Annotated in this window: 13 protein-coding genes; 8 read left to right on the forward strand and 5 right to left on the reverse strand. The window is 72.3% G+C overall.

Annotated elements, in window-relative coordinates; translation table 11 throughout:
- The first annotated feature begins 1 nt into the window (after position 1).
- The 4 genes from Q1B24_RS18590 (at position 2) to Q1B24_RS18605 (ending at position 8,388) form a co-directional block, all read left to right on the forward strand.
- Positions 2–3,478, forward strand: coding sequence for an ATP-binding protein (locus Q1B24_RS18590; RefSeq protein ID WP_299931507.1), 3,477 nt, complete (start codon positions 2–4; stop codon positions 3,476–3,478).
- 415 nt (positions 3,479–3,893) lie between these two features.
- Entirely contained in the window at positions 3,894–5,543 is a 1,650-nt protein-coding gene (locus tag Q1B24_RS18595; protein ID WP_299931508.1) for a glycosyltransferase, read from the forward strand.
- The gene (locus Q1B24_RS18600) at positions 5,540–6,265 is read left to right on the forward strand and encodes an HlyD family efflux transporter periplasmic adaptor subunit (RefSeq protein ID WP_299931509.1); all 726 of its coding nucleotides are present in this window, start codon (positions 5,540–5,542) and stop codon (positions 6,263–6,265) included. Before Q1B24_RS18595 ends, Q1B24_RS18600 begins: the two co-directional genes overlap by 4 nt.
- A complete protein-coding gene (locus Q1B24_RS18605) occupies positions 6,262–8,388 on the forward strand; it encodes a glycosyl hydrolase (RefSeq protein ID WP_299931510.1) in 2,127 nt (708 codons plus the stop codon). The genes Q1B24_RS18600 and Q1B24_RS18605 overlap by 4 nt, the downstream gene beginning before the upstream one ends.
- A gap of 34 nt (positions 8,389–8,422) precedes the next feature.
- Here Q1B24_RS18605 and Q1B24_RS18610 read toward each other — a convergent pair whose 3' ends face one another.
- Positions 8,423–9,256, reverse strand: coding sequence for a SigB/SigF/SigG family RNA polymerase sigma factor (locus Q1B24_RS18610; protein ID WP_299931511.1), 834 nt, complete (start codon positions 9,254–9,256; stop codon positions 8,423–8,425).
- 175 nt (positions 9,257–9,431) lie between these two features.
- Between Q1B24_RS18610 and pta the strand changes: the two genes are divergently transcribed.
- Entirely contained in the window at positions 9,432–11,507 is a 2,076-nt protein-coding gene (pta, locus tag Q1B24_RS18615; protein WP_299931512.1) for a phosphate acetyltransferase, read from the forward strand.
- Positions 11,504–12,703, forward strand: a complete 1,200-nt coding sequence (locus tag Q1B24_RS18620) for an acetate kinase (protein ID WP_299931513.1) — start codon at positions 11,504–11,506, stop codon at positions 12,701–12,703. The genes pta and Q1B24_RS18620 overlap by 4 nt, the downstream gene beginning before the upstream one ends.
- Positions 12,704–12,821: 118 nt before the next feature.
- On the opposite strand, the gene Q1B24_RS18625 is transcribed toward Q1B24_RS18620, so the two are convergent.
- Both Q1B24_RS18625 and Q1B24_RS18630 read right to left on the reverse strand, forming a co-directional pair.
- Complete coding sequence (locus Q1B24_RS18625) at positions 12,822–13,097, reverse strand: HU family DNA-binding protein (RefSeq protein ID WP_299931514.1); 276 nt, start codon at positions 13,095–13,097, stop codon at positions 12,822–12,824.
- Positions 13,098–13,234: 137 nt separating this feature from the next.
- Positions 13,235–13,630: an SHOCT domain-containing protein gene (locus tag Q1B24_RS18630; RefSeq protein WP_299931515.1), complete on the reverse strand. Its 396-nt coding sequence runs from the start codon at positions 13,628–13,630 to the stop codon at positions 13,235–13,237.
- Positions 13,631–13,857: 227 nt separating this feature from the next.
- Here Q1B24_RS18630 and Q1B24_RS18635 point away from each other — a divergent pair, with 227 nt between their 5' ends.
- Positions 13,858–14,841, forward strand: coding sequence for a YihY/virulence factor BrkB family protein (locus Q1B24_RS18635; protein ID WP_299931516.1), 984 nt, complete (start codon positions 13,858–13,860; stop codon positions 14,839–14,841).
- On the opposite strand, the gene Q1B24_RS18640 is transcribed toward Q1B24_RS18635, so the two are convergent.
- Entirely contained in the window at positions 14,831–15,439 is a 609-nt protein-coding gene (locus Q1B24_RS18640) for a hypothetical protein (protein WP_299931517.1), read from the reverse strand. The two genes, Q1B24_RS18635 and Q1B24_RS18640, sit on opposite strands and share 11 nt — an antisense overlap.
- A gap of 99 nt (positions 15,440–15,538) precedes the next feature.
- Complete coding sequence (locus Q1B24_RS18645) at positions 15,539–18,217, reverse strand: GNAT family N-acetyltransferase (RefSeq protein WP_299931518.1); 2,679 nt, start codon at positions 18,215–18,217, stop codon at positions 15,539–15,541.
- On the opposite strand from Q1B24_RS18645, the gene Q1B24_RS18650 reads away from it, so the two are divergent.
- Complete coding sequence (locus tag Q1B24_RS18650) at positions 18,218–20,257, forward strand: MFS transporter (RefSeq protein WP_299931519.1); 2,040 nt, start codon at positions 18,218–18,220, stop codon at positions 20,255–20,257. It begins immediately after the preceding gene.
- The last annotated feature ends 70 nt before the right edge of the window (positions 20,258–20,327 follow it).

The following is a 20,327-nucleotide window of genomic DNA, read 5'->3' on the forward strand; positions in this document are numbered from 1 at the left end:
CATGTCGATCGACGAGATCGAGCAGGCGGCGGTCGACGGGCTGTTCGCGAGGCGCGAGGTCGCCACTCCGGCCGACGACACCATGCAGTGGCGCGCGGCGCTGCTGCAGCTGGTCAACTGGGGCGGCTTCGGCGGCCTCACCGTCGTACCCCTGCGCGGTGACGCGACGATGATCTCCGGCGCCTCGGGCGTCGGCAAGAGCACCATCCTCGACGCCTACACGGCGCTGATGATGCCGTCGGACACCAAGTTCAACGGTGCCTCCAACGACGCCGTCGCCGGCCGCGCCCGCGGCGCGGGCCAGCGCAACCTGCTGTCCTACCTGCGCGGCGCGGTCGACGTGGTCGACGACCCCCGCACCGGTCGTCCGGTCGAGAAGCTGCTCCGCGGCAAGGGCTCCGACACCTGGGGCGCGATCGCGATGACCTACGTCAACGACCAGGGCGGCCGCTTCACCGTGCTCCGCACCTACTACGTGCCCCGGCGTGCCACCCGGTCGAGCGACGTCCAGATGCAGCTGGCCACCCAGGACGGGGCGCTGCCGCTCGACACGCTCGAGGTCGCCGTGCCCGAGCGGTTCCACGCGAACACGCTGAAGAAGCTCTACCCGAGCATCCGGGTGCACCGCACCTACGCCGAGTTCGCGGCGGTCCTGCACGCACGGCTCGGCATCGGCGCCAACGGCGACGGGGCGAAGGCGCTGCGGCTGCTCGCCCGCATCCAGGCCGGCAACCAGGTGCGCAGCGTCGACGAGCTCTACAAGGACATGGTGCTCGAGCGGCCCTCGACGTTCGCCGCCGCGGACCGCGCGATCGAGCACTTCGACGACCTCGACACCGCCCACTCGGCCATGCGCACAGAAGAGCAGAAGCTCGAGCTCCTGGCGCCGATCGTCGACCTGCACGACCGCAAGGTGGCGGCCACGCGCCGGCTCGCCGAGCTCGACTCCTACGGCGTGACGCTGGACGGCGACACCCCGCTGCGGATGTGGTTGCTGCGCACCCACCTCCGCCTCGTCGAGGCCGCCGTGGTCGACAACCGCGCCGCCCGCGCATCGGCCGCCGACGAGCTCGGCACGGCGACGTCCGCGGAGCGCACCTACCTCGCCGACCTGGAGGCAGCCAAGGAGTCGCACCGCGCGGCCGGCGGTTCGACGCTCCAGTCGCTCGCGCTGTCGCTGGAGCAGGAGCAGGTCGTCCGCGAGGACCGGCTGGCGCGCCGCACGGTCCTGCAGGAGCGGCTCCTCCCGCTGATCGACGCCACCGACGCCCAGGCGCCCGACGTCGAGGCAGCCCTGCTCTCGAGCGAGTCCTTCGCCGTGCTCCAGATGCACGCCCAGCAGTGGTTGTCCGGCTTCCAGCGCGAGCAGGAGCGGATCCGGCGCGAGCGCGACGCCGTGCTCCGCGACCAGTTCCCGCTCAGCCAGCGCCAGGCCGAGCTGCGGCGTGAGCGGGCGTCGCTGGAGAGCCGCGCCGGCCGGGTGCCGGCCCGGATGGACGAGCTGCGCGCCGAGGTCGCGCGTGCGAGCGGGCTGGGCGTCGACGAGCTGCCGTTCGTGGCCGAGCTCATCGACGTCGCGCCCGACGAGGCACGCTGGCGCACGGCCGTCGAGACCGTCCTCGGGGCGAGCGCCCGGACGATGCTCGTGCCGCTCGACCGGCTGGACGGCTTCGCCTCCGCGATCGACGGCCTGCGGCTGCGCGGCCGGCTCACCTTCGAGGGCGTGGACCTCGACCTGCCGGACCTCGGTCCGGCAGACCCGGAGCGGGTCGCCGGCAAGCTGGTCTTCCAGGACTCGCCCTTCTCGGGGTGGGTGCAGGCCCACGTGGGCGAGCCGTCGCGCAACGCGCTGTGCGTCGAGTCCGCCGACGGGCTCGCGGGCCCGGGCTTCCGGGTCACCCTCGCCGGCCAGACCCGCAACGGCCGTCGCGGTGCCCACGGACGCAACGACACCCGCAACATCATCGGGTTCTCCAACGCCGACGCGATCGCCGAGGTCGACGCGGAGCTCGCCGACCTCGAGGAGCGGCTCGACGGCGTCGGGGCCGAGGTGGCAGGGCTGGACCGGAGGTCGCGCGTGCTGGAGCAGCAGCGCACGTCGTACGACGTCGTGGCCGCGGCGCGCTTCGACGACTTCGACGTCGACGGCAGCGACCGCCGCATCGCCGACCTCGAGCGCCGACGGGCCGAGATCCTCGAGTCCGACGACGGGCTCCAGGTGCTGGAGGCGCAGATCGCCGACCTCACCGCGCGGCTCGAGGAGACGCGACGGGCCCGCTACGCCGCGGAGCAGCGGCAGCGTGAGCTCAACGCCGCCCACGGCGACCTCGTCGACGCCGAGGACGTCGTCAAGGACCGGCTCCAGGCGATGGAGGACGCCGGCAAGGTCGTGCTCAGCCCGGAGCAGGAGACCGCCCTGGCGGTCGACTTCGCGGCCGCCGCGTCGCCCGCCGACCCCGACGACCTCGAGCGGTTCGCCGAGTCGTCCCAGCGGCTCGCCGAGCGGCTCCGCACCGCGGTCGGCGACGCCGAGGCAGAGGTCCGACGGGTCGACGACGACCTCGCGCAGGTGTTCCGGCTCTACAAGCTCCAGTGGGACTCGCCCAACCTCGGCGCCACCGCAGACTCCTACCCCGACTACGCCCGCATCCTCGACGAGATCCGCGGCGAGGGTCTCGCTGCGCGGCGGTCCGAGTGGCGACGCCGGCTCACCGAGTGGAGCGGCCAGGACCTCGTGCCGCTCGTCGGAGCGATGGCCGCGTCCGTGGAGGAGATCGAGGACCGGCTCGAGCCGATCAACGCGATCCTGCGGCGCCTGGAGTTCGGCGCGTCGGGCGACCGGCTCCGGATCCGCCTGCGTCGGCTGTCGCCTGCCCACGTGCAGATCTTCATGAAGGACCTGCGCACCCTGTCGTCCGGCTCCACGACCGAGCTCGACGAGGAGGCCCTCGAGAAGCGCTTCACCGAGCTCAGCCGGTTCATGCAGCAGCTGCGGAGGCCGAGCCAGCTCGGCGACGCGGCGACGTCGCTGACCGACCGCGACCGCCTGCTCGACGTACGCCGCCACGTGGAGATCAGCGCTGAGCGCTACGACCACACCACCGGCGAGCTGCGCGCGACCTACCGGACGCTGGGGGAGAAGAGTGGCGGCGAGAGCCAGGAGCTGGTCGCCTTCATCGTCGGCTCGGCGCTCCGCTTCCGGCTGGGCGACGAGATGCGCTCGCGACCGCGGTTCGCCCCGGTGTTCCTCGACGAGGGGTTCGTGAAGGCGGACTCCGAGTTCGCCGGTCGCGCGGTCCAGGCGTGGCGGGGGCTCGGCTTCCAGCTGATCGTCGGTGTCCCGCTCGACAAGGTCACCGGTCTCGAGCCCCACATGGACGAGCTGCTCGCCATCACCAAGAACAGCACCACCCATGAGTCCTGGATCACGCCCATCACCGACGCCGGGCGGCTGGACGGAGCCCCCGGCGCGGTCTGACGTCGTCACCCGCGCCGGTCCGGCCCACCCCTCCGGACCGGCCGATTTGTGTCGGTGTCGCCCGGCGCGCATAGTGGTCCGTTCGCCGTACCGCGGGGCCAGAGATGCTTCGCGCTTCTTTTTTGAACATGTGTTGGATCGTTCCAACCGCCCTGCCGACGATCGTTCGTGATCGTCGAGCGACCCCCGTGCACGCGTCTGCTCACGCAGCCGGACGCCTGCGTGCCGTCACGGCACACCTCTGACATCCCGGCTTCCCGGCCGACCCTTCGCTGCGCTCGGGCAGTGTCCCCCCGAAGGAGAAAGACCCATCACGACCGCAGACTTCGAACGACTCCTCCGCCCGAACCCGGGCACCGAGGGGCTCAGCTCCGACCACACCCGTGACGCCACCAGGTCCAGCTCGCCTTCGCTGATGATGCTGGTCCTGCTGGCGACCATCGGCGTGCTCGCGTACGCCACCTTCATCTTCCGACCCTCGCACCACGGCGACCTCCTGCCGTTCGCACTCGTCGTCACCGCCGAGACCTGGCTGATCGCGCAGGCGCTGCTGGCCCTGTGGACCATCCTCTCCAGCGGCTACGACCCCCGTGACTTCTCCTACCACCAGGCCAAGCGGGCGCTCTTCGAACCCGGCCAGATCGTCGCGCAGGGGCTCCAGGCGACCCCGAGCCGGTGGCCGATGCGGATCCACGAGGAGCAGACCACCGTCGACGTCTTCGTCACGACGTACGGCGAGGACCTCGCCGTGATCCGTCGCACGGTCGCCGCAGCGCTCGCGATCCGCGGGCAGCACCGGACGCTGGTCCTCGACGACGGCCGCTCCGACGACGTCCGTGACCTCGCTCACGAGCTGGGCGCGGAGTACGTCCGTCGGCCCGACAACCACGGTGCCAAGGCCGGCAACATCAACCATGCCCTCTCGATCACCGACGGTGAGTTCTTCGCCGTGTTCGACGCCGACTTCGCTCCGGAGCCGCAGTTCCTCCACGAGACGCTGCCCTACTTCGCCACCGACAAGGTCGCCTTCGTGCAGACCCCGCAGACCTACGGCAACCTGCACACCGTCCTGTCCAGGGGCTCGGGCTACATGCAGTCGGTGTTCTACTCCCTGATCCAGTCCGGCAAGAACCGCTTCAACGCGGCGTTCTGCGTCGGGACCAACGTCGTCTTCCGGCGCAACGCGGTGGCCGACATCGGCGGCATCTACCAGGAGTCGAAGTCCGAGGACATCTGGACCTCGATCCACCTGCACGAGCGCGGCTGGCGCTCGATCTACACCGGCGCGGTGCTCGCGGTCGGAGACACCCCGGAGTCGGTCGAGGCCTACAGCAAGCAGCAGCTGCGCTGGGCCACCGGAGCCTTCGAGATCCTGCTGCGGCACAACCCGCTGAGCCGCAAGCGCAACCTCACCACCGACCAGCGGATCCAGTACCTCACGACCGCGACGTTCTACCTCAACGGCATCGCCCCGGCGCTGCTGCTCGCGGTGCCGCCGTTGCAGATCTACTTCGACCTCACCCCGGTGGCGCTCGGCGTGCCGACGAGCACCTGGTTGATGTACTACGCCGGCTTCTACTTCATGCAGGTGGTCGTCGCGCTCTACACGATGGGCTCGTTCCGCTGGGAGACGCTGATGCTCGCGTCCTCGTCGTTCCCCATCTACATCCAGGCGATGTGGAACGCCGTCACCAGGCGTGAGCGCCAGTGGCACGTGACCGGCAGTGCCGGCGGCGCCCGCTCGCCGTTCACCTACACGTTCCCGCAGGTGCTGGTCTTCGTGTTCCTTCTCCTCACCACGGTCGTCGGCGCCTGGAAGGCCGAGGTCACCGGCTCCTTCAACGTGGCCCTGGCCTGGAACGCGCTCAACACCCTCGTCCTCGGCATCTTCCTGACCGTCACCTACCGCGAGGCACGAACCGCCCGGGCCGTGCGACGTACGACACGTCGCGACGCCCGCCGGCAGTCCCGCCAGGCGCGGCGCCGACGCCACGCCGCCACGGCAGCCGGGCCCGTCGACTCCTCGCCCACCCCGACCACGACCCTCGTTGGAGGCCCCCGATGAACGTCCTCACCCGTCTGAAGTACCTCGTGGGCATGCTGCTCGTCGTCGGCGCCGTCGCCGCGCTGGCACTGAGCATGAACCAGCGCATCAGCACCGTCCACGACGTCAGCGCCACGGTGCGCACCGACGACTACACCGTCGGCACGCCCTACGCCGGCACGGTCGTCGCCCGCAAGGTCGACGTGGGCGACCAGGTCGGCAAGGGCGACCCGCTGTTCGTCGTCCGCAGCACCGAGCTGGCCCGGGAGATCGCCAAGGACGCGATCGAGCCCGAGAGCTCGCCCTACGACATCCGCGACGACACCAAGGTCGTGATCCGTGCGACGTCGGCCGGGAAGGTCTCGGAGGTCCAGCCCATCGAGGGCGCCTACGTTGCCGCCAACTCGACGCTGGCGCAGGTGCAGGAGCAGGGCACCAGCTACGTGCAGGCCGACTTCCGGCTCACGCCGAAGCAGTACGCGCTGATGCGCGGCGCGGACGACGTCACGGTGCGGCTGCCGGACGAGCAGTCCGTGCCGGCCGAGATCGACCGCATCGGGGTCCGCACCGACGGTGCGAGCGCAGCGACCCGGCTGCGTGTCGTCTCGCCGGCACTCAACAACCGCGGCCTGTTCGCGTCCGGCACTCCGGTCGACGTGGACGTGGCGCTGCGCAGGGACGGGCTGGCCGAGTCGGTCCGCTCCCTCCTCACTGGCCTGCTCACGCCCGGGGGTGCGGGATGAGGGGCCGCAGCTGGCTCACCGCCTCGGTGACGGCTGTCGCGGTGCTCGCCGTGCTCGCCGGCGTCGCCGTGGGGATGGGGTCGCTGCTCGACCGCGACCGCGACTCGTCGAGCGGGCAGGACACCTTCGACCCGTTCCAGCCCGCGGGGTCGTCGGGGTCGTCGGGGTCGTCGGGGTGGACGCCGGTGACGCGTCAGGCGCCGGCGTCCTGGACACCCGCGGCGGCGCGGCTACCCCGGGTGGAGGGCTCGACCGGTCCGGCCCGGGTCGACGCAGGCCTCGCGCCCCCCACCAACCGGTGGTACTCGGGGATGTTCTTCGGCTCCGAGCCGCAGCCTGTCTTCGCGATGCCCCTGGCTGCCCAGGCCGACGACACCGGCGTCGCCGTCGGGTTGCCCCGGGTGTCCGCCTCGGAGCGGACCATCACGGCGCCGTTCGTCCCGGAGCTGCGCCTCGGCCTGGCGGCTGACGCGTTCACCGCCACCCGCGCCGATCCGGTCTCGGTGACCTCGACCTACACCTTGGCCGGCACCGCGGTCGGCGAGCTCGACCTGGCCGAGGGCTGGCCCTACGTCGGCTACACGGCGTTGCAGGCCCAGGACGTCACCGTGCCTGCCGGGCTCGAGCGTCGCGACGGTGGCCGGTGGCTGGCAATGGTCGCCGGCGACACGACGTACGGGCTCGCGGTCTCCGGTTCCGACGGCAGCCGCCGGACGGTCGACCCCTCCGGCGACGTCGTCCCTCTGGAGCGCGGGGAGACCCTGCTGGCCTTCGCGGCTCGTGACGACGCGACGCTCGCCGAGCTCTCCCGTGGCGCCGTGCCCGTCCGCGGCACGTCGACCGGCTTCGACCTCGTCGGGGGACAGGCCCGCACCAGGATCGACTACCGGACCCCGCGCGGTCGCAGCACCGTGCTGGCGGCGATGCCGCACCAGCGTCTCGACCGTGCGACGACCCGTGGCCGTGTCGACTCGCTCTACGGGCCCCTTCGACTGGTCCGCGCCCGGTCGCTGGTGTCCAGCGTCCCGGCACTGCGGCCGGACGCGACGCCCGACGTCGACGGGCTCGGCCGCACCGCGCGCGCCGAGCTGCGCGACCAGGTGGTCGCGGACGTGGCCAAGGAGACCTCCGCCGGCGCGCCGCGGCAGGACACCTACTTCGGCGGTAAGGACGTCCACCGGATGGCGCAGCTCACCCGCCTCGCCGAGGACGTCGGCGCCGACGACGCCGCCGCCGCGATCCGTGAGCGCGCGGTCACCGAGCTGGACGCCTGGCTGGGCGGCACCTCCGAGTGCGGGGTCGACGCCACCCGCTGCTTCGCCTACGACACCGCATGGAAGGGAGTCGTGGGCCGCGCCGCGTCGTTCGGGTCCGATGAGTTCAACGACCACCACTTCCACTACGGCTACTTCCTCGCTACGGCGGCACTCCTCGGCGAGGGGCAGCCCGAGCTCCTCGACCGGTGGCGTCCGACGCTGACCGCGCTCGCGGAGGACATCGCGTCCCCGGCGACGAACGGCACGCTCCCAGCCCTGCGCAGCTTCGACCCCTACACCGCCCACTCATGGGCGTCGGGGGCCTCCGTCTTCGCCGACGGCAACAACCAGGAGTCGAGCTCGGAGGCGATCAGCGCCTGGAACGGCATGGCGCTGTGGGCGGCGGCTGACGGCAACCAGGCGCTCGCCCGGCAGGCCACCTGGCAGCTGAGCCTCGAGGCCGCCTCGGCCCGCGCCTACTGGCTCGAGCCGCGAGACCTCCCGGCGGCGTACGACCACTCGATCGTCTCCCTCAACTGGGGCGGCAAGCGCGAGTGGGCCACCTGGTTCAGCGACGAGCCCTCCGCGATGCTGGGCATCCAGCTGCTCCCCATGCCCGCCGTGATGGCGCAGGGGAAGGTCGACGAGGAGCGTGTCCGTGCCAGCGTCGCCGAGGCGTCCGCGCGCGGCTTCGACACGATGTTCGGCGACTACCTGACGATGTACCTGGCCCTCGCCGAGCCGCGACGCGCCCTGGAGGTCGGCAGGCGCCTGCCCGACACGGCCATCGACGACGGCAACACCCGCAGCCAGCTGCTCGCGTGGCTGCTCGCCGCGCGGGCCGGTCAGCTGCGCGGAGCTCGCTGACCGGCCGGCCCTCGCGGCGGGTCGGGGTCGGGCGTCAGGCGGCGGTCAGCGGCTCGACCAGGTCGGAGCGAAGACGGGCGAGCACGCGGGTGAGGATGCGGGAGACCTGCGCCTGCGTGAGCCCGATGAGGTCGGCGATCTCGCGCTGGGTGCGCTCGTCGACGAACCGCCACCGGAGGATCAGGCGCTCCCGCTCGGTCAGGCGGCCGACGGCCGAGTCGAGCACCAGCCTGGCCTCGAGGGACTCGAACCCGCGCTCCTCGAGGCCCAGCAGGTCGGCGATCGTCCCGCCGCGCTCGTCGTCGGCGCTGGTGTCGATCGACGCCGGCCGGAAGCAGCCGTCGGCCGCGATCGCCTCGACGACGTCGTCCCGGTCGACGCCGAGGTGGAGGGCGATCTCCGACGGGCGGGGCGAGCGTCCCAGGAGGGCCTCCAGCTCGTGCTGGGTGGCCCGGATCCGGGCCTGCAGCTGCTGCACGCGGCGCGGGACACGGATCATCCAGCCCGAGTCGCGGAAGTGGCGGCGCAGCTCGCCCCGCACGGTCGGCACTGCGTAGGACATGAAGTCGTGCCCGGCGAACGGGTCGAAGCGACGAGCCGCCTTGACGAGGCCGACGAGGGCGACCTGCTCGAGGTCGTCGAGGTCGATGCCCCGGTTGCGGTAGCGGGCTGCCATGGAGCGCGCGACGCCGGCGTTGGTCGCGATCAGCTCGTCCACCAGTCCCTGACGTGCCGGCCCCGGTCCCACCCGGCGCAGCTCCGCGACGATCGAGGAGGTACGCCGCGCGCGCTCGTCGCGCTCGGCCTGCACGGGGGACGCGTCGTGGTGGGGGTGCGAGGGGTGCGGGGGCATCGCGACGGTGGTCACGGGCCTTCTCCTTCCGGCCATGGGTCGATCGGGGTGGCGGCCCGGATCCGGGCCCGGAAGAATCCTCGCCCGGGCGCACAGGACGTCGACAGCCGAAATGCGAAACATTGGACAGACCATGGACAGAGCGCCCCGGTGCCGCGTCTGGCGTCGGCCCGGCCGCTAGGGTCGGGCCATGGCTCGCAGTGTCTACGTGGCCGGCGTCGAGGGGTTCACCGGCAAGTCCGCCGTCGCGCTCGGGGTCCTCGAGCAGCTGTCGCGCCGGGTGGCACGGGTGGCGGTCTTCCGGCCGGTGGTCCGTGCCGAGGCATCGACGGGCGACGTCCACGACTACGTCCTCGACCTCCTCGTCTCGCACGACGCCGTCTCCCTGACGTACGACGAGTGCGCGGGCGTCAGCTACGACGACGTGCACGCCGATCCGGACGGCGCGATGGACCGCATCGTCGCGCGCTACCACCAGGTCGCCGAGCAGAGCGACGCCGTGGTCATCGTCGGCAGCGACTACACCGACGTCGGCGCCCCGGCCGAGTTCGCGTTCAACGCCCGGGTGGCGGCCAACCTCGGCGTGCCGGTCCTGCTCGTCCTCAACGGGCAGGGGAGGGGCGTCGACCAGCTGTGCACCGCGGCGGCGATGGCGGAGGCCGAGCTGGCCGCCAACCACGCGGCGCTGTTCGCCGTCATCGCCAACCGCGTCGACCCCGAGGCCACCGACCGGACGGCGACCGCGCTGCGCCGCGACGGCGTGCCCGCGTTCGCGCTGCCCGAGCAGCCCCTCCTCAGCGCGCCGTCGGTGGGCGACCTGATGGCGGCCTGCGACGGCCACCTCGTGCGGGGCGACGAGAGCCAGCTGGCGCGCGAGGTGCCGGGCCTGGTGGTCGCGGCGATGACGCTGCCCAACGTGCTCGACCGACTCTTCGACGGCGCGCTCGTCGTCACGCCCGGCGACCGGCCCGAGGTGGTCCTCGGCGTCCTCACCGCCCACCAGTCGGCCAGCTTCCCGCAGCTCTCCGGCATCGTCCTCAACGGCGGGCTCGACCTGCCCGAACAGGTCGACCGGCTCCTCGACGGCCTGGAGGTGGCGCTGCCGATCGTCGCCACCGACCTCGGCACCCATGCCACCTCGACCGCGCTGACCAACCGCCGCGGTCGTCTCGACAAGGACTCCCCGCGCAAGATCGCGACGGCCCTGACGATGTTCGCCGAGCACGTCGACGGCGACGAGCTGATGAGCGGTCTCGAGGTGGCCCGCACCTCGGTCGTCACGCCGCTGATGTTCGAGCACCGGGTCCTCGACGACGCGATCGACGACCGCCGTCACATCGTCCTGCCGGAGGGCGAGGAGGAGCGGATCCTGCGCGCTGCCGACATCCTGCTCCGGCGCAACGTCGCCGACCTGACCCTGCTCGGCGACCCGATGATCGTGCGCGCCAGGGCCGCCCACCTCGGCATCGACGTGTCCGCCGCACGCGTGCTCAGCCCCTACGACGAGGAGCTGCGTGAGCGGTTCGCGCAGGAGTACCACCAGCGCCGCGCGCACAAGGGGATCGACCTCGAGGCGGCCCGCGACGTCGTGGTCGACGTGTCCTACTTCGGCACGATGATGGTCGAGCTCGGCCTCGCCGACGGGATGGTGTCGGGCGCGGTGCACACGACCGCCCACACCATCCGCCCCGCGCTGGAGGTCATCCGCACGGTGCCCGAGGTGTCGGTGGTGTCCTCGGTGTTCTTCATGTGCCTGAGGGACCAGGTGCTCGTCTACGGCGACTGCGCGGTCAACCCCGACCCCACGGCCACCCAGCTCGCCGACATCGCGGTCGCGTCGGCCCGCACCGCCGCGGCCTTCGGCGTCGAGCCGCGCGTCGCGATGCTGTCGTACTCCACGGGCACCTCCGGCAGCGGCACCGACGTCGAGAAGGTCACCCAGGCGACGGCGATGGTCCGCGAGCGGGCGCCCGACCTGCTCGTGGAGGGTCCGATCCAGTACGACGCCGCGATCGACGCCGCGGTCGCGCGCACCAAGCTGCCCGACTCCGCCGTGGCCGGGCGGGCGACGGTCTTCGTCTTCCCCGACCTCAACACGGGCAACAACACCTACAAGGCCGTGCAGCGCTCGGCCGGCGCGCTGGCGGTGGGACCGGTGCTGCAGGGCCTGCGCAAGCCGGTCAACGACCTGTCGCGAGGCGCGCTGGTGCGTGACATCGTCAACACGGTGGCGATCACCGCGATCCAGGCGCAGGAGCGGTCGTGACGCAGCGGGTGCTGGTCCTCAACACGGGGTCGTCGTCGCTGAAGTACCGCCTCCTCGACGGTGGCACCGGCATCGCCGAGGCGTCCGGCACGGTGGAGCGGATCGGCGAGGACACGGGCACGCTGACCCACTCGGTCGACGGCGAGGACCACACCGAGGAGCGTCACGTCGCCGACTTCGAGGACGCGCTGCGCTCGGCCCTCGACGCCTTCGACCGGCACGGACCGGCGATCGACCGGGACGACCTGGCGGCGGTGGGCCACCGGGTCGTGCACGGCGGTGACCTCTTCGCGGAGCCGGTGGTCGTGGACGACCGCCTCCTCGCCACCGTCGAGGACCTCGTCCCGCTCGCGCCACTGCACAACCCCGCCAACCTCGAGGGGCTGCGGGTCGCGCGGCGCCTCTTCCCCGAGGTGCCGCAGGTCGCGGTCTTCGACACCGCGTTCCACCAGACGATGCCCGAGCACGCCTACACCTACGCCGTCCCGCTGGCCTGGCGCGAGGAGCACCGGATCCGGCGCTACGGCTTCCACGGGACGTCGTACGCCTTCGTGTCCCGCCGTGCCGCCGAGCTCCTCGACCGCCCGGTGGAGGAGACCAACCTCGTGGTCCTGCACCTCGGCAACGGCGCATCGGCCGCCGCCGTCCGGGGCGGCAGGTCCGTGGACACGTCGATGGGCCTCACCCCGCTCGAGGGGCTGGTGATGGGCACGCGCTCCGGCGACCTCGACCCGGCCATCCACGGCCACCTGCACCGCGAACTCGGCTGGTCGCTGGACGAGATCGACCGCGCGCTCTACCGCGAGTCCGGCCTGCGGGGCCTCTCCGGGGTCAACGACTTCCGCGAGCTCACCCGGCGGATGGAGGCCGGTGACGAGGCGGCGAGGCTCGCCTTCGACGTCTACGCCTACCGCGTGCGCAAGTACGTCGGCGCCTACTACGCCGCGCTCGGCGAGCTGCACGCCGTGGTCTTCACGGGCGGCGTCGGCCAGCACAGCCCCGACCTGAGGGCCGCGGCCCTCACCGGCCTCGACCGGCTCGGGATCGTCCTCGACCCCGCCCGCAACGCCGCGCCCGACAACGGCGCCCGCGCGGTCTCGAGCGACGACTCCGGCGTCGCCGTCCTCGTCGTCCCCACCGACGAGGAGTGGGAGATCGCCCGCCAGGCGCTCGAGGTCGTGCACGGCTCCACCTGATCGATCCGCGCGCCAGTCGACAGTGGGGCAGTCAACAGTGGGGCAGCCGACAGTGGGGAAGATCGTCCTGACATGTCGCGGACGATCTTCCCCACTCGGTCGACGGTGGGGCTGTGCGTCAGCCGTTGACGGCGTTCTTGAACGCAGCAGCCGGCTTGAAGGCGGGAGCCTTGCTCGCAGCGATCTCCATCGTCTCACCGGTCTGCGGGTTGCGGCCGGTGCGGGCGGAGCGCTCGCGGGACTCGAACGTCCCGAAGCCCGGGACGGTGACCTTGTCGCCACCTGCGACAGCGGTGGTGATGGAGGCGATGACGGCCTCGAGGGCCTTGTCAGCCTGGGCGTTGCTCAGCTCGGCGTGCGAGGCGATGGCGTCGCGCAGCTCGGTCTTGTTCACGTGATCTCCTGATCGTCGGGATTCTCTTACGGCGGCCATTCAACAACGACGCTCACGACGGTGCGTCGCCGCCCGACCCGAAGGGGTGGGAAGGCGGTCGTGCGTCACGCTGACTGCGCCCCGCGGACGCCTGCTGCTCAGGCCAGTGCCTTCGCCTTCAGGGCGTCGAACTCCGGCTGGGTGATCGTGCCTGCGTCGAGCAGCGCCCTTCCCTGGGCGATCTGGTCGGCCGGGCTCGGGCCGGAGCCCGCCACCTGCTTGATGTACTGCTCCTGGTCGGCCCTCACCTTCTCCGCCGATGCGATCTGTCGCTGGGTCATGCTCCGGCCGCGGGCGATCACGTAGATCAGTGCTCCGAGCCACGGCACGAGGATGAGGAGGATCGCCCACCCGGCCTTTCCCCATCCGCTGAGCGAGTCGTCGCCGAAGAGGTCGACCAGGCAGCGGAACCACACCATCAGCGCTGCGATCCAGATGAAGAACCAGAAGCTCCACAGGAGCACGTCCCAGAAGTCCGTGGTGATGGAGTCCATGATCTCGTCCTTTCGGTCCTGACCCCCGAGGCGGATTGATCGGGGGTGTGGCGAGCGTGGCGGAGGTCTCGGGGCACTTCCTCACCCGTAACGAGTGAGGATCGGACCGCCCGGCCCGGTGGGTCGGCCCCAGAGTGCTGTCGAGCCCGCGACGAGCCGTCGCGTCGTGAGCGACTCATCCGGGTGAGGTGAGGTTGCGGCGTCCTTCCTGCTGTAGGCATCGAGCCATGAGCCAGGTCGGTGGTCGCGGTCCAGCCCCCGACGGGGACGTGTCGCCCGAGGGCGATCTCCCCGCGGCGTGGTCACCGGAGGAGCTCGCGCACCGGGCGATCGACCGCCTGCCTGCGCGATCGCGTGGGCCGGTCAGGCGGCTGGTCGCGAGATGGCCGGGTCGGATCGCGCTCAACAGCGCCGAGGGCTGTGTCCGCATCGAGATCTTCGACCGCTCGATGACCATCGCAGCCCAGTTCTTCACCTCGGTGTTCCCCATCCTGATCCTCTTGGCCAGCTGGGTGGGCAGCCGGCACGCGGACACGATCGCTGACGCCGTGGACATGCCCGAGGAGTCACGGTCGGTGCTGGACCAGGCTGTCGAGGCGTCCGCCAGCGCCGGGTTCGGCGTCGTGGGTGTGCTCATCGTCCTGGCATCGGCGACCAGCCTGTTCCGTGCGCTGACGCGCGCCTACGCCGCCATCTGGGAGCTGCCGCGTCCCCGCAGCACGCTGCGCTCGGCGTGGAGGTGGCTGGCGGTGGTCGTCGCGCTGGCACTCTCGCTGTTCGTGGTGCGAGCCCTGAGCCAGTTCGCCTCCGCGGTCCCGCCGGGGGACGTGTGGGAACGGATCGTGGCGTTCGCGTGCGACCTGGTCATCGTGACGTTCGTCCCGTGGCTCCTGCTGTCGGGCGCCGTCAGGCCCCGTTGTCTCCTGCCGGCGGCCGTCCTCTTCGCCGGCCTGATGTTGGTCGTCCGGCCGGCCTCGGCGGTGTGGCTGCCGCACGCGCTCGACGCCAGCGCCAGCAGGTACGGCACCATCGGGGTCGCCTTCACCTACCTGGCCTGGCTCTACGTCGTGTCCTTCTGCGTCCTCCTCACGGCGGTCCTCGGACGGGCGATCGCGGTCGACCGAGGATGGCTCGGCAGCTGGCTGCGGCGCGAGCGCGACCAGTCCACCGAGTCCCGGATCCAGGTCAGCGGACCGGACGTCAGGACCTGAGGTCCTCGCAGGATGCCGCGCTGGAGAAGGCGTCCTCCAGCTCCTGGGCCCCGTCCAGCGTGCGGAGGTCGGCGACGGCTGCCTGCGTGTCCGAGATCATCTGGGCCACGGCGCCGGTGACGGTCGAGACGCGGGTGAGGAGCTCCTCCATCCCCTGCGGCTCGCCACCGGAGCCGTCCTCCACGACGGCAGCCTGCTCCTGGAGCTGCTCCGACAGCGACGCGATCCGCTGCTCGGCCTCGTCGCCGGACTCCGTGTCCGGGGTGCCCAGACCGCCCAGGTCGTCCACCAGCGTGGAGGTGGCGTCGCTGACCTCGGTGACCGTCGCCTCGAGCTCGTCGACGCTGAGGTCGCGCGGTGTGCTGAGCGTGGTGCGGGCGTCCTCGACCGTGGTGGTCCACGCACCGACCGTCGAGCAGACGTCGGAGGCCCACGTCTCGGCCGCGGTCGGCTCGTCCGCGGATCCGTCGTCGGCGTCGCTGCACGCCGAGACGACCAGCGCCAGTGTGGCGAGGAGCCCGGTGAGGACCAGGCGGTGTCGCGCTGACCTCCGTGGGGCGTGCGGGGTGTGGTCGACTTCTCCGGCGGCAGGGTGCACGTCGGCTCCTCCTCGGTCCGGGCGACGGGTGCTGGTTCGATCGTCATCCGGGCGGCCGGGCCGGACCCCACCCGCGACGGGTGGTTCGGCGGGAGCCGGCTAGGACCGGAGCCTGCGCGGGATGCCGGTGTCGAGCTCGGGCGGCTCGGCGAGGCGGAGCTTCACGTCGACGCAGAAGAGCCCGTGCGCGTTGACGACCACCGGCTCGAGGGTGAGGTCGGCGACGTGGGGCACGTCGACGGCCAGCCGGCCCACCGACATCACCAGCGCCTCGAGCGGGGCGAGGTCCACCTCCTCGAGACCGTGGTCGCCGACCAGCTGGGGCCACAGCCGGAGGGCACGCACCGCCCGCGCCGCGTCGGCGGCCCCGACGGGCGGCAGCAGCAGCACCTCCTCGGCCCAGCTGCCGACGGGTCCCGCGCCGCTCGCGACCCGGACGAGCGGACCGAGCTGCGGGTCGCGCACGAGGCCGACCGAGGCGAGGTGCCCGAGCACGAGCGGCTGGACGAGCACGTCGACGTGGTCCCGGCCGAGCTCGTCGGTGAAGCGGCGTACGGCGTCCGCGACGTCCCGGCCGGTGCGCAGGTCGATCCGGACCAGGCCTCGGTCGGACTTGTGCAGCACCGTCGGGTCGGCGACCTTCACGGCCACGGGGTAGCCGATCTCCGCCGCGACCGTCTCCGCCTCGTCGGGTCCGTGGGCGAGCCGGCCGACGAGGTGGATGCCGTAGGGCGCGAGCAGCTCCCCGTGCGCGGAGGGCGCCAGCCACTCGGGCTCGCCGTGGCGGTCGGTCAGCCGGGAGCGGGCCCAGGTGCGGGCGTGGACGCCGCGGGTGCCGAGCTCGACCTCCGGCTGGTCGGCAGGCACGCGGCGCCAGGCGGCGTAGCGCATGGCCCGGCCGAGCGCCCCGATCGCGGCGTCGGTCGAGCGGTAGACCGTGACGCCCGGCAGCCCGCGCGCCGCCTCGAACGCCGCACCCGGCGTGACCAGGAGCAGGGGCACGTCGGCGCCCGAGGGCCGCGCCCGGGCGACCGCGGCGAAGAGCGCGTCGCGGTCGGTGAGCCGGTTGGCCACGAGCAGCACCAGGACGGCGTCGGTCTCACCGGCGTCGAGCACGGCGCGGAGCGCGGCCGTGAGCTCGTCGGGGGTGACGTCGGCGCCGAGGTCCACTGGGTTGCGTACGTCGACCGCGCCCGGGACCGCCGCACGCAGGGCGGCGCCGAGGTCGTACGACGTCGGCTCGACGACCATCCCCTGGCCGTCGGCCCGGTCGGTCGTCAGGGCGCCCACGCCGCCGGTGTTGGAGACGATGCACACCCGGAGCCCGGCCGGTAGCGGCTGCTCCACGAGCAGCAGCGCGGTCTCGGTCAGCTCCGCTCCGGTGGGGCAGGCGATCACCCCGGACTGGTCCAGCAGGGCGTCGACGCCGACGCCCACGGTCGAGACCGAGGGGTCCTGGCGCGCCCGCGACCGGCCGCCCACCACCGCGAGCAGGGGCTTCTGCTCGGCGAAGCGGCGGGCGGTCCGGGCGAACTTCAGCGCGTTGCCGAACGACTCGAGGTAGAGCGCGCAGGCGGCGACCGACTCGTCGTCCATCCACGCGGCGAGGAGGTCGTTGCTCGACACGTCGACCTTGTCGCCGAGGGAGACGAAGGCCTGCACGCCCAGCCCGACGTCGCGGGCCAGGTCGAGCAGGGCGAACCCCATGCCCCCCGACTGGGAGGCGACCGCGAGGCCACCCACCTCCGGCACGTCGTGGAGCAGCGTCGCGTCGAGCCCGTCGCCGTTGGCCAGGACGCCCTGGGAGTTCGGACCCACCAGGCGCAGGCTGTGGGCCCGGGCGAGGCCGAGCAGCTCGCGGCGCCGCTCGTCGCGCCCGGTCCCGGAGAAGCCCGAGGAGATCACGAGCGCGGATCCCGCCCCGTTGGCGGCCGCGTCGCGCAGCACGTCGGCCACGCCGTCGGCCGGGACAGCGACCACGACGAGGTCGACCGGGTCGTCGAGGTCGGCCAGGCTGCGGACGGTCGGCAGTCCGTCGATGGCGTCCGCCTCCGGGTGCACGACGTGCAGGGCGCCGGCGTAGGGCGAGCTGCGGATCGCCTCCAGCACGCCGTGCCCGAAGCCGCCCGCCGAGCGTCGTACGCCGACGACCGCGACGCTCGCGGGGTGGAGCAGCGGGCGGAGGGACCGGGCGGCCGCGCGCCACTCGCGTCGGTCCGCCGCCTCCACGGCCTCGCGGGAGGCGTCGGTGTGCAGCTCGACGTCGACCTCGCCCGCCACCGCGCGCCGCGTGGCGGCGAAGCCGGCCGCCCGGAAGACGCCGAGCATGCCGTAGTTGTCGCCGAGCACCTCGGCCACGAACCGGCTGACCCCGTGCCGGCGACCCAGTGCGGCGAGGTGCTCGAGCAGCAGGCTGCCCAGCCCCCGGCCGCGGTCCTCGTCCGCGACCAGGAACGCCACCTCGGCGCTGTCGGGGGAGAGCAGCTCGGCGGTCGCGAGCCCGGCGACCCGACCGCGCACCAGCGCCACCAGCGCCGCCGAGGACGTGTTGTCCCGGGCGAAGAGGTGGTCGACGTAGAGACGGCCCGCCTCGCGGCTGGGGGAGAAGAAGCGCAGCCGGAGCGTGTCCACCGACACCGACTCGTGCAGGGCGAGCACCGCGTCGCGGTCGTCCTCGCGCAGCGACCGGATCACCGCGACCGTGCCGTCGGCGAGCAGCACGTCAGCGGGCTCGGCGTTCCAGTCCCGCGGAGCGAGTTCCGGAGGCTGGTCGGTCACGTGCCCAAGGTGCCAGAGCGGGCGTCCGGGTGCCAGCGTCTCGCCGAGCCGACGTACGACGTCCTCGTCCTCAGCAAGACCACCGGCTTCCGGCACGGCTCGATCACGACGCGTGACCGCACGCCGAAGCTCTCCGCGAAGGTCGTCGACCGGCACTCCGAGGTCCGCGCGCGCGACCTGAAGCTCTTCGTCGGTGGCGAGCGGGTCCGGGGCGTGCGCTACGACGCCCGCAAGGGCCGGATGACGTGGACCCCGAAGCGCGCCCGGTCGCCCGGCCGCCACGTCGTACGTCTCGTCCCCACCCCGGAGGCCGGCGTCGTGCGTTCCGGACGGACACCCGCGGCGGGTGATGCGCAGAGCGACGGCGGCGCGGGACCCTCGCCGCACCGAGGGTGGGAGTGGAGGGTCATGTCGACACAGACCGACGTCGCGGCCAGGACGAGCTGGCTGCCGCTGGTCGCCCTGGCGCTGGCGCAGTTCGTGATGGTGCTGGACCAGTCGGCGATGAACGTGTCGATCAGCACCCTCGTGGACGACTTCGACACGACCGTGACCACGATCCAGGCCGTCATCACGCTGTACTGCCTGGTGATGGCGATGTTCATGCTCACCGGCGGCAAGATCGGCGACATCATCGGCAGGCGGCGCGCGTTCGTCGTCGGACTGGTCATCTATGCCTGCGGGTCGGCGATGACGGCACTGGCGCCGACGGTCCTCGTGCTGACGCTGGGATGGTCGATCCTCGAAGGGATCGGCGCGGCACTGGTGCTTCCGGCGATGGTGGCCCTGATCGCCGGCAACTTCGAGGGGCCGTCGCGCAAGGTGGCGTACGCCGTGATCGGCGGGGTCGCCGGAGCAGGGATCGCGGTGGGCCCCATCCTCGGCGGGTGGGCCACGACGGAGTACTCGTGGCGGATCATCTTCGCGGGCGAGGTGGTGCTCGTGGCACTGATCCTGGTGATGACCCCGAAGGTCGCCGACGCTGCACGGACCGGCCCGGCACCGAAGCTCGACACCGTCGGCACGGTCCTGTCCGCGACGGGTCTCGGACTGGTCGTCCTCGGGGTGCTGCAGTCCAGCGTCTGGGGGTGGATCAAGCCGAAGGAGGACTCGCCGGCGGCGCCGTTCGGCTTCTCGCTGACGGTGTTCGTCATCGGCGCCGGCCTGCTGCTGCTCTGGGGGTTCACCCAGTGGCTGGACAGGCGGGAGCGCACCGGTCGGGACCCGCTGGTGCACCTGGCACTGCTGAAGATCGCACCCCTGCGTGCCGGACTGATCGGTCTGTTCAGCCAGAACCTGATCCTGATGGGCATCTTCTTCACGATCCCGCTCTACCTGCAGCTGGTGGTCGGCCTCGACGCCCTGGAGACGGGCATCCAGATGCTGCCGGTGTCCATCACGATGTTCATCGCCTCCGCAGTGGGCTCGCGACTGTCGGCCCGCTTCTCGATCCGTTCCATCGTGCGGGTCGGTCTGGCGACTGCGGCGCTGGCAGCTGCCCTGCTCATGGCGACGATCGAGCCCGAGCTGGACAACCCGAGCTTCCTCCTGTCGATGGCGGTCCTCGGTGTCGGGATGGGGCTCATCGCCTCGCAGCTGGGCAACGTGGTCCAGTCCTCGGTCGATGCCTCCGGACGGGGAGAGGCCGGCGGACTGCAGTTCACCGGTCAGCAGCTCGGCTCCTCCCTGGGCGTCGCGCTCCTCGGTGCGATCGTCCTGTCCGGCCTGACTGCCAACTTCCTGGACAACGTCTCCGAGGACGACCAGATCAGCAGCGCGGTGTCCGAGCAGGTCGGCGTCGGGGTAGGGGGAGGGATCGACTTCGTGTCCTCGGACCAGATCCGAGCCGCCGCCCTCGAGGCGGGCCTCGACGAGTCGACCTCCGAGGCGCTCGTCGACGACTACGAGTCCGCGCAGCTGCAGGCCCTCAAGACCGGGCTGCTGGTGGCAGGATTCCTGGCCCTGCTCTCACTGGCCTTCACCAAGGACCTGCCACGTCGCCTGCCGGGCGAGCCAGCCGACGCCGAGGTCGGTCCTTGACGTCGCCCAGCCAGCAGAGCGCGCCTCACGAGCAACGGGTGATGTGGGCCGGGCCGCCGGCCCCGTACGG

Origin of the sequence: uncultured Nocardioides sp., from assembly GCF_947488025.1 — a bacterium.
Taxonomy (GTDB): domain Bacteria; phylum Actinomycetota; class Actinomycetes; order Propionibacteriales; family Nocardioidaceae; genus Nocardioides.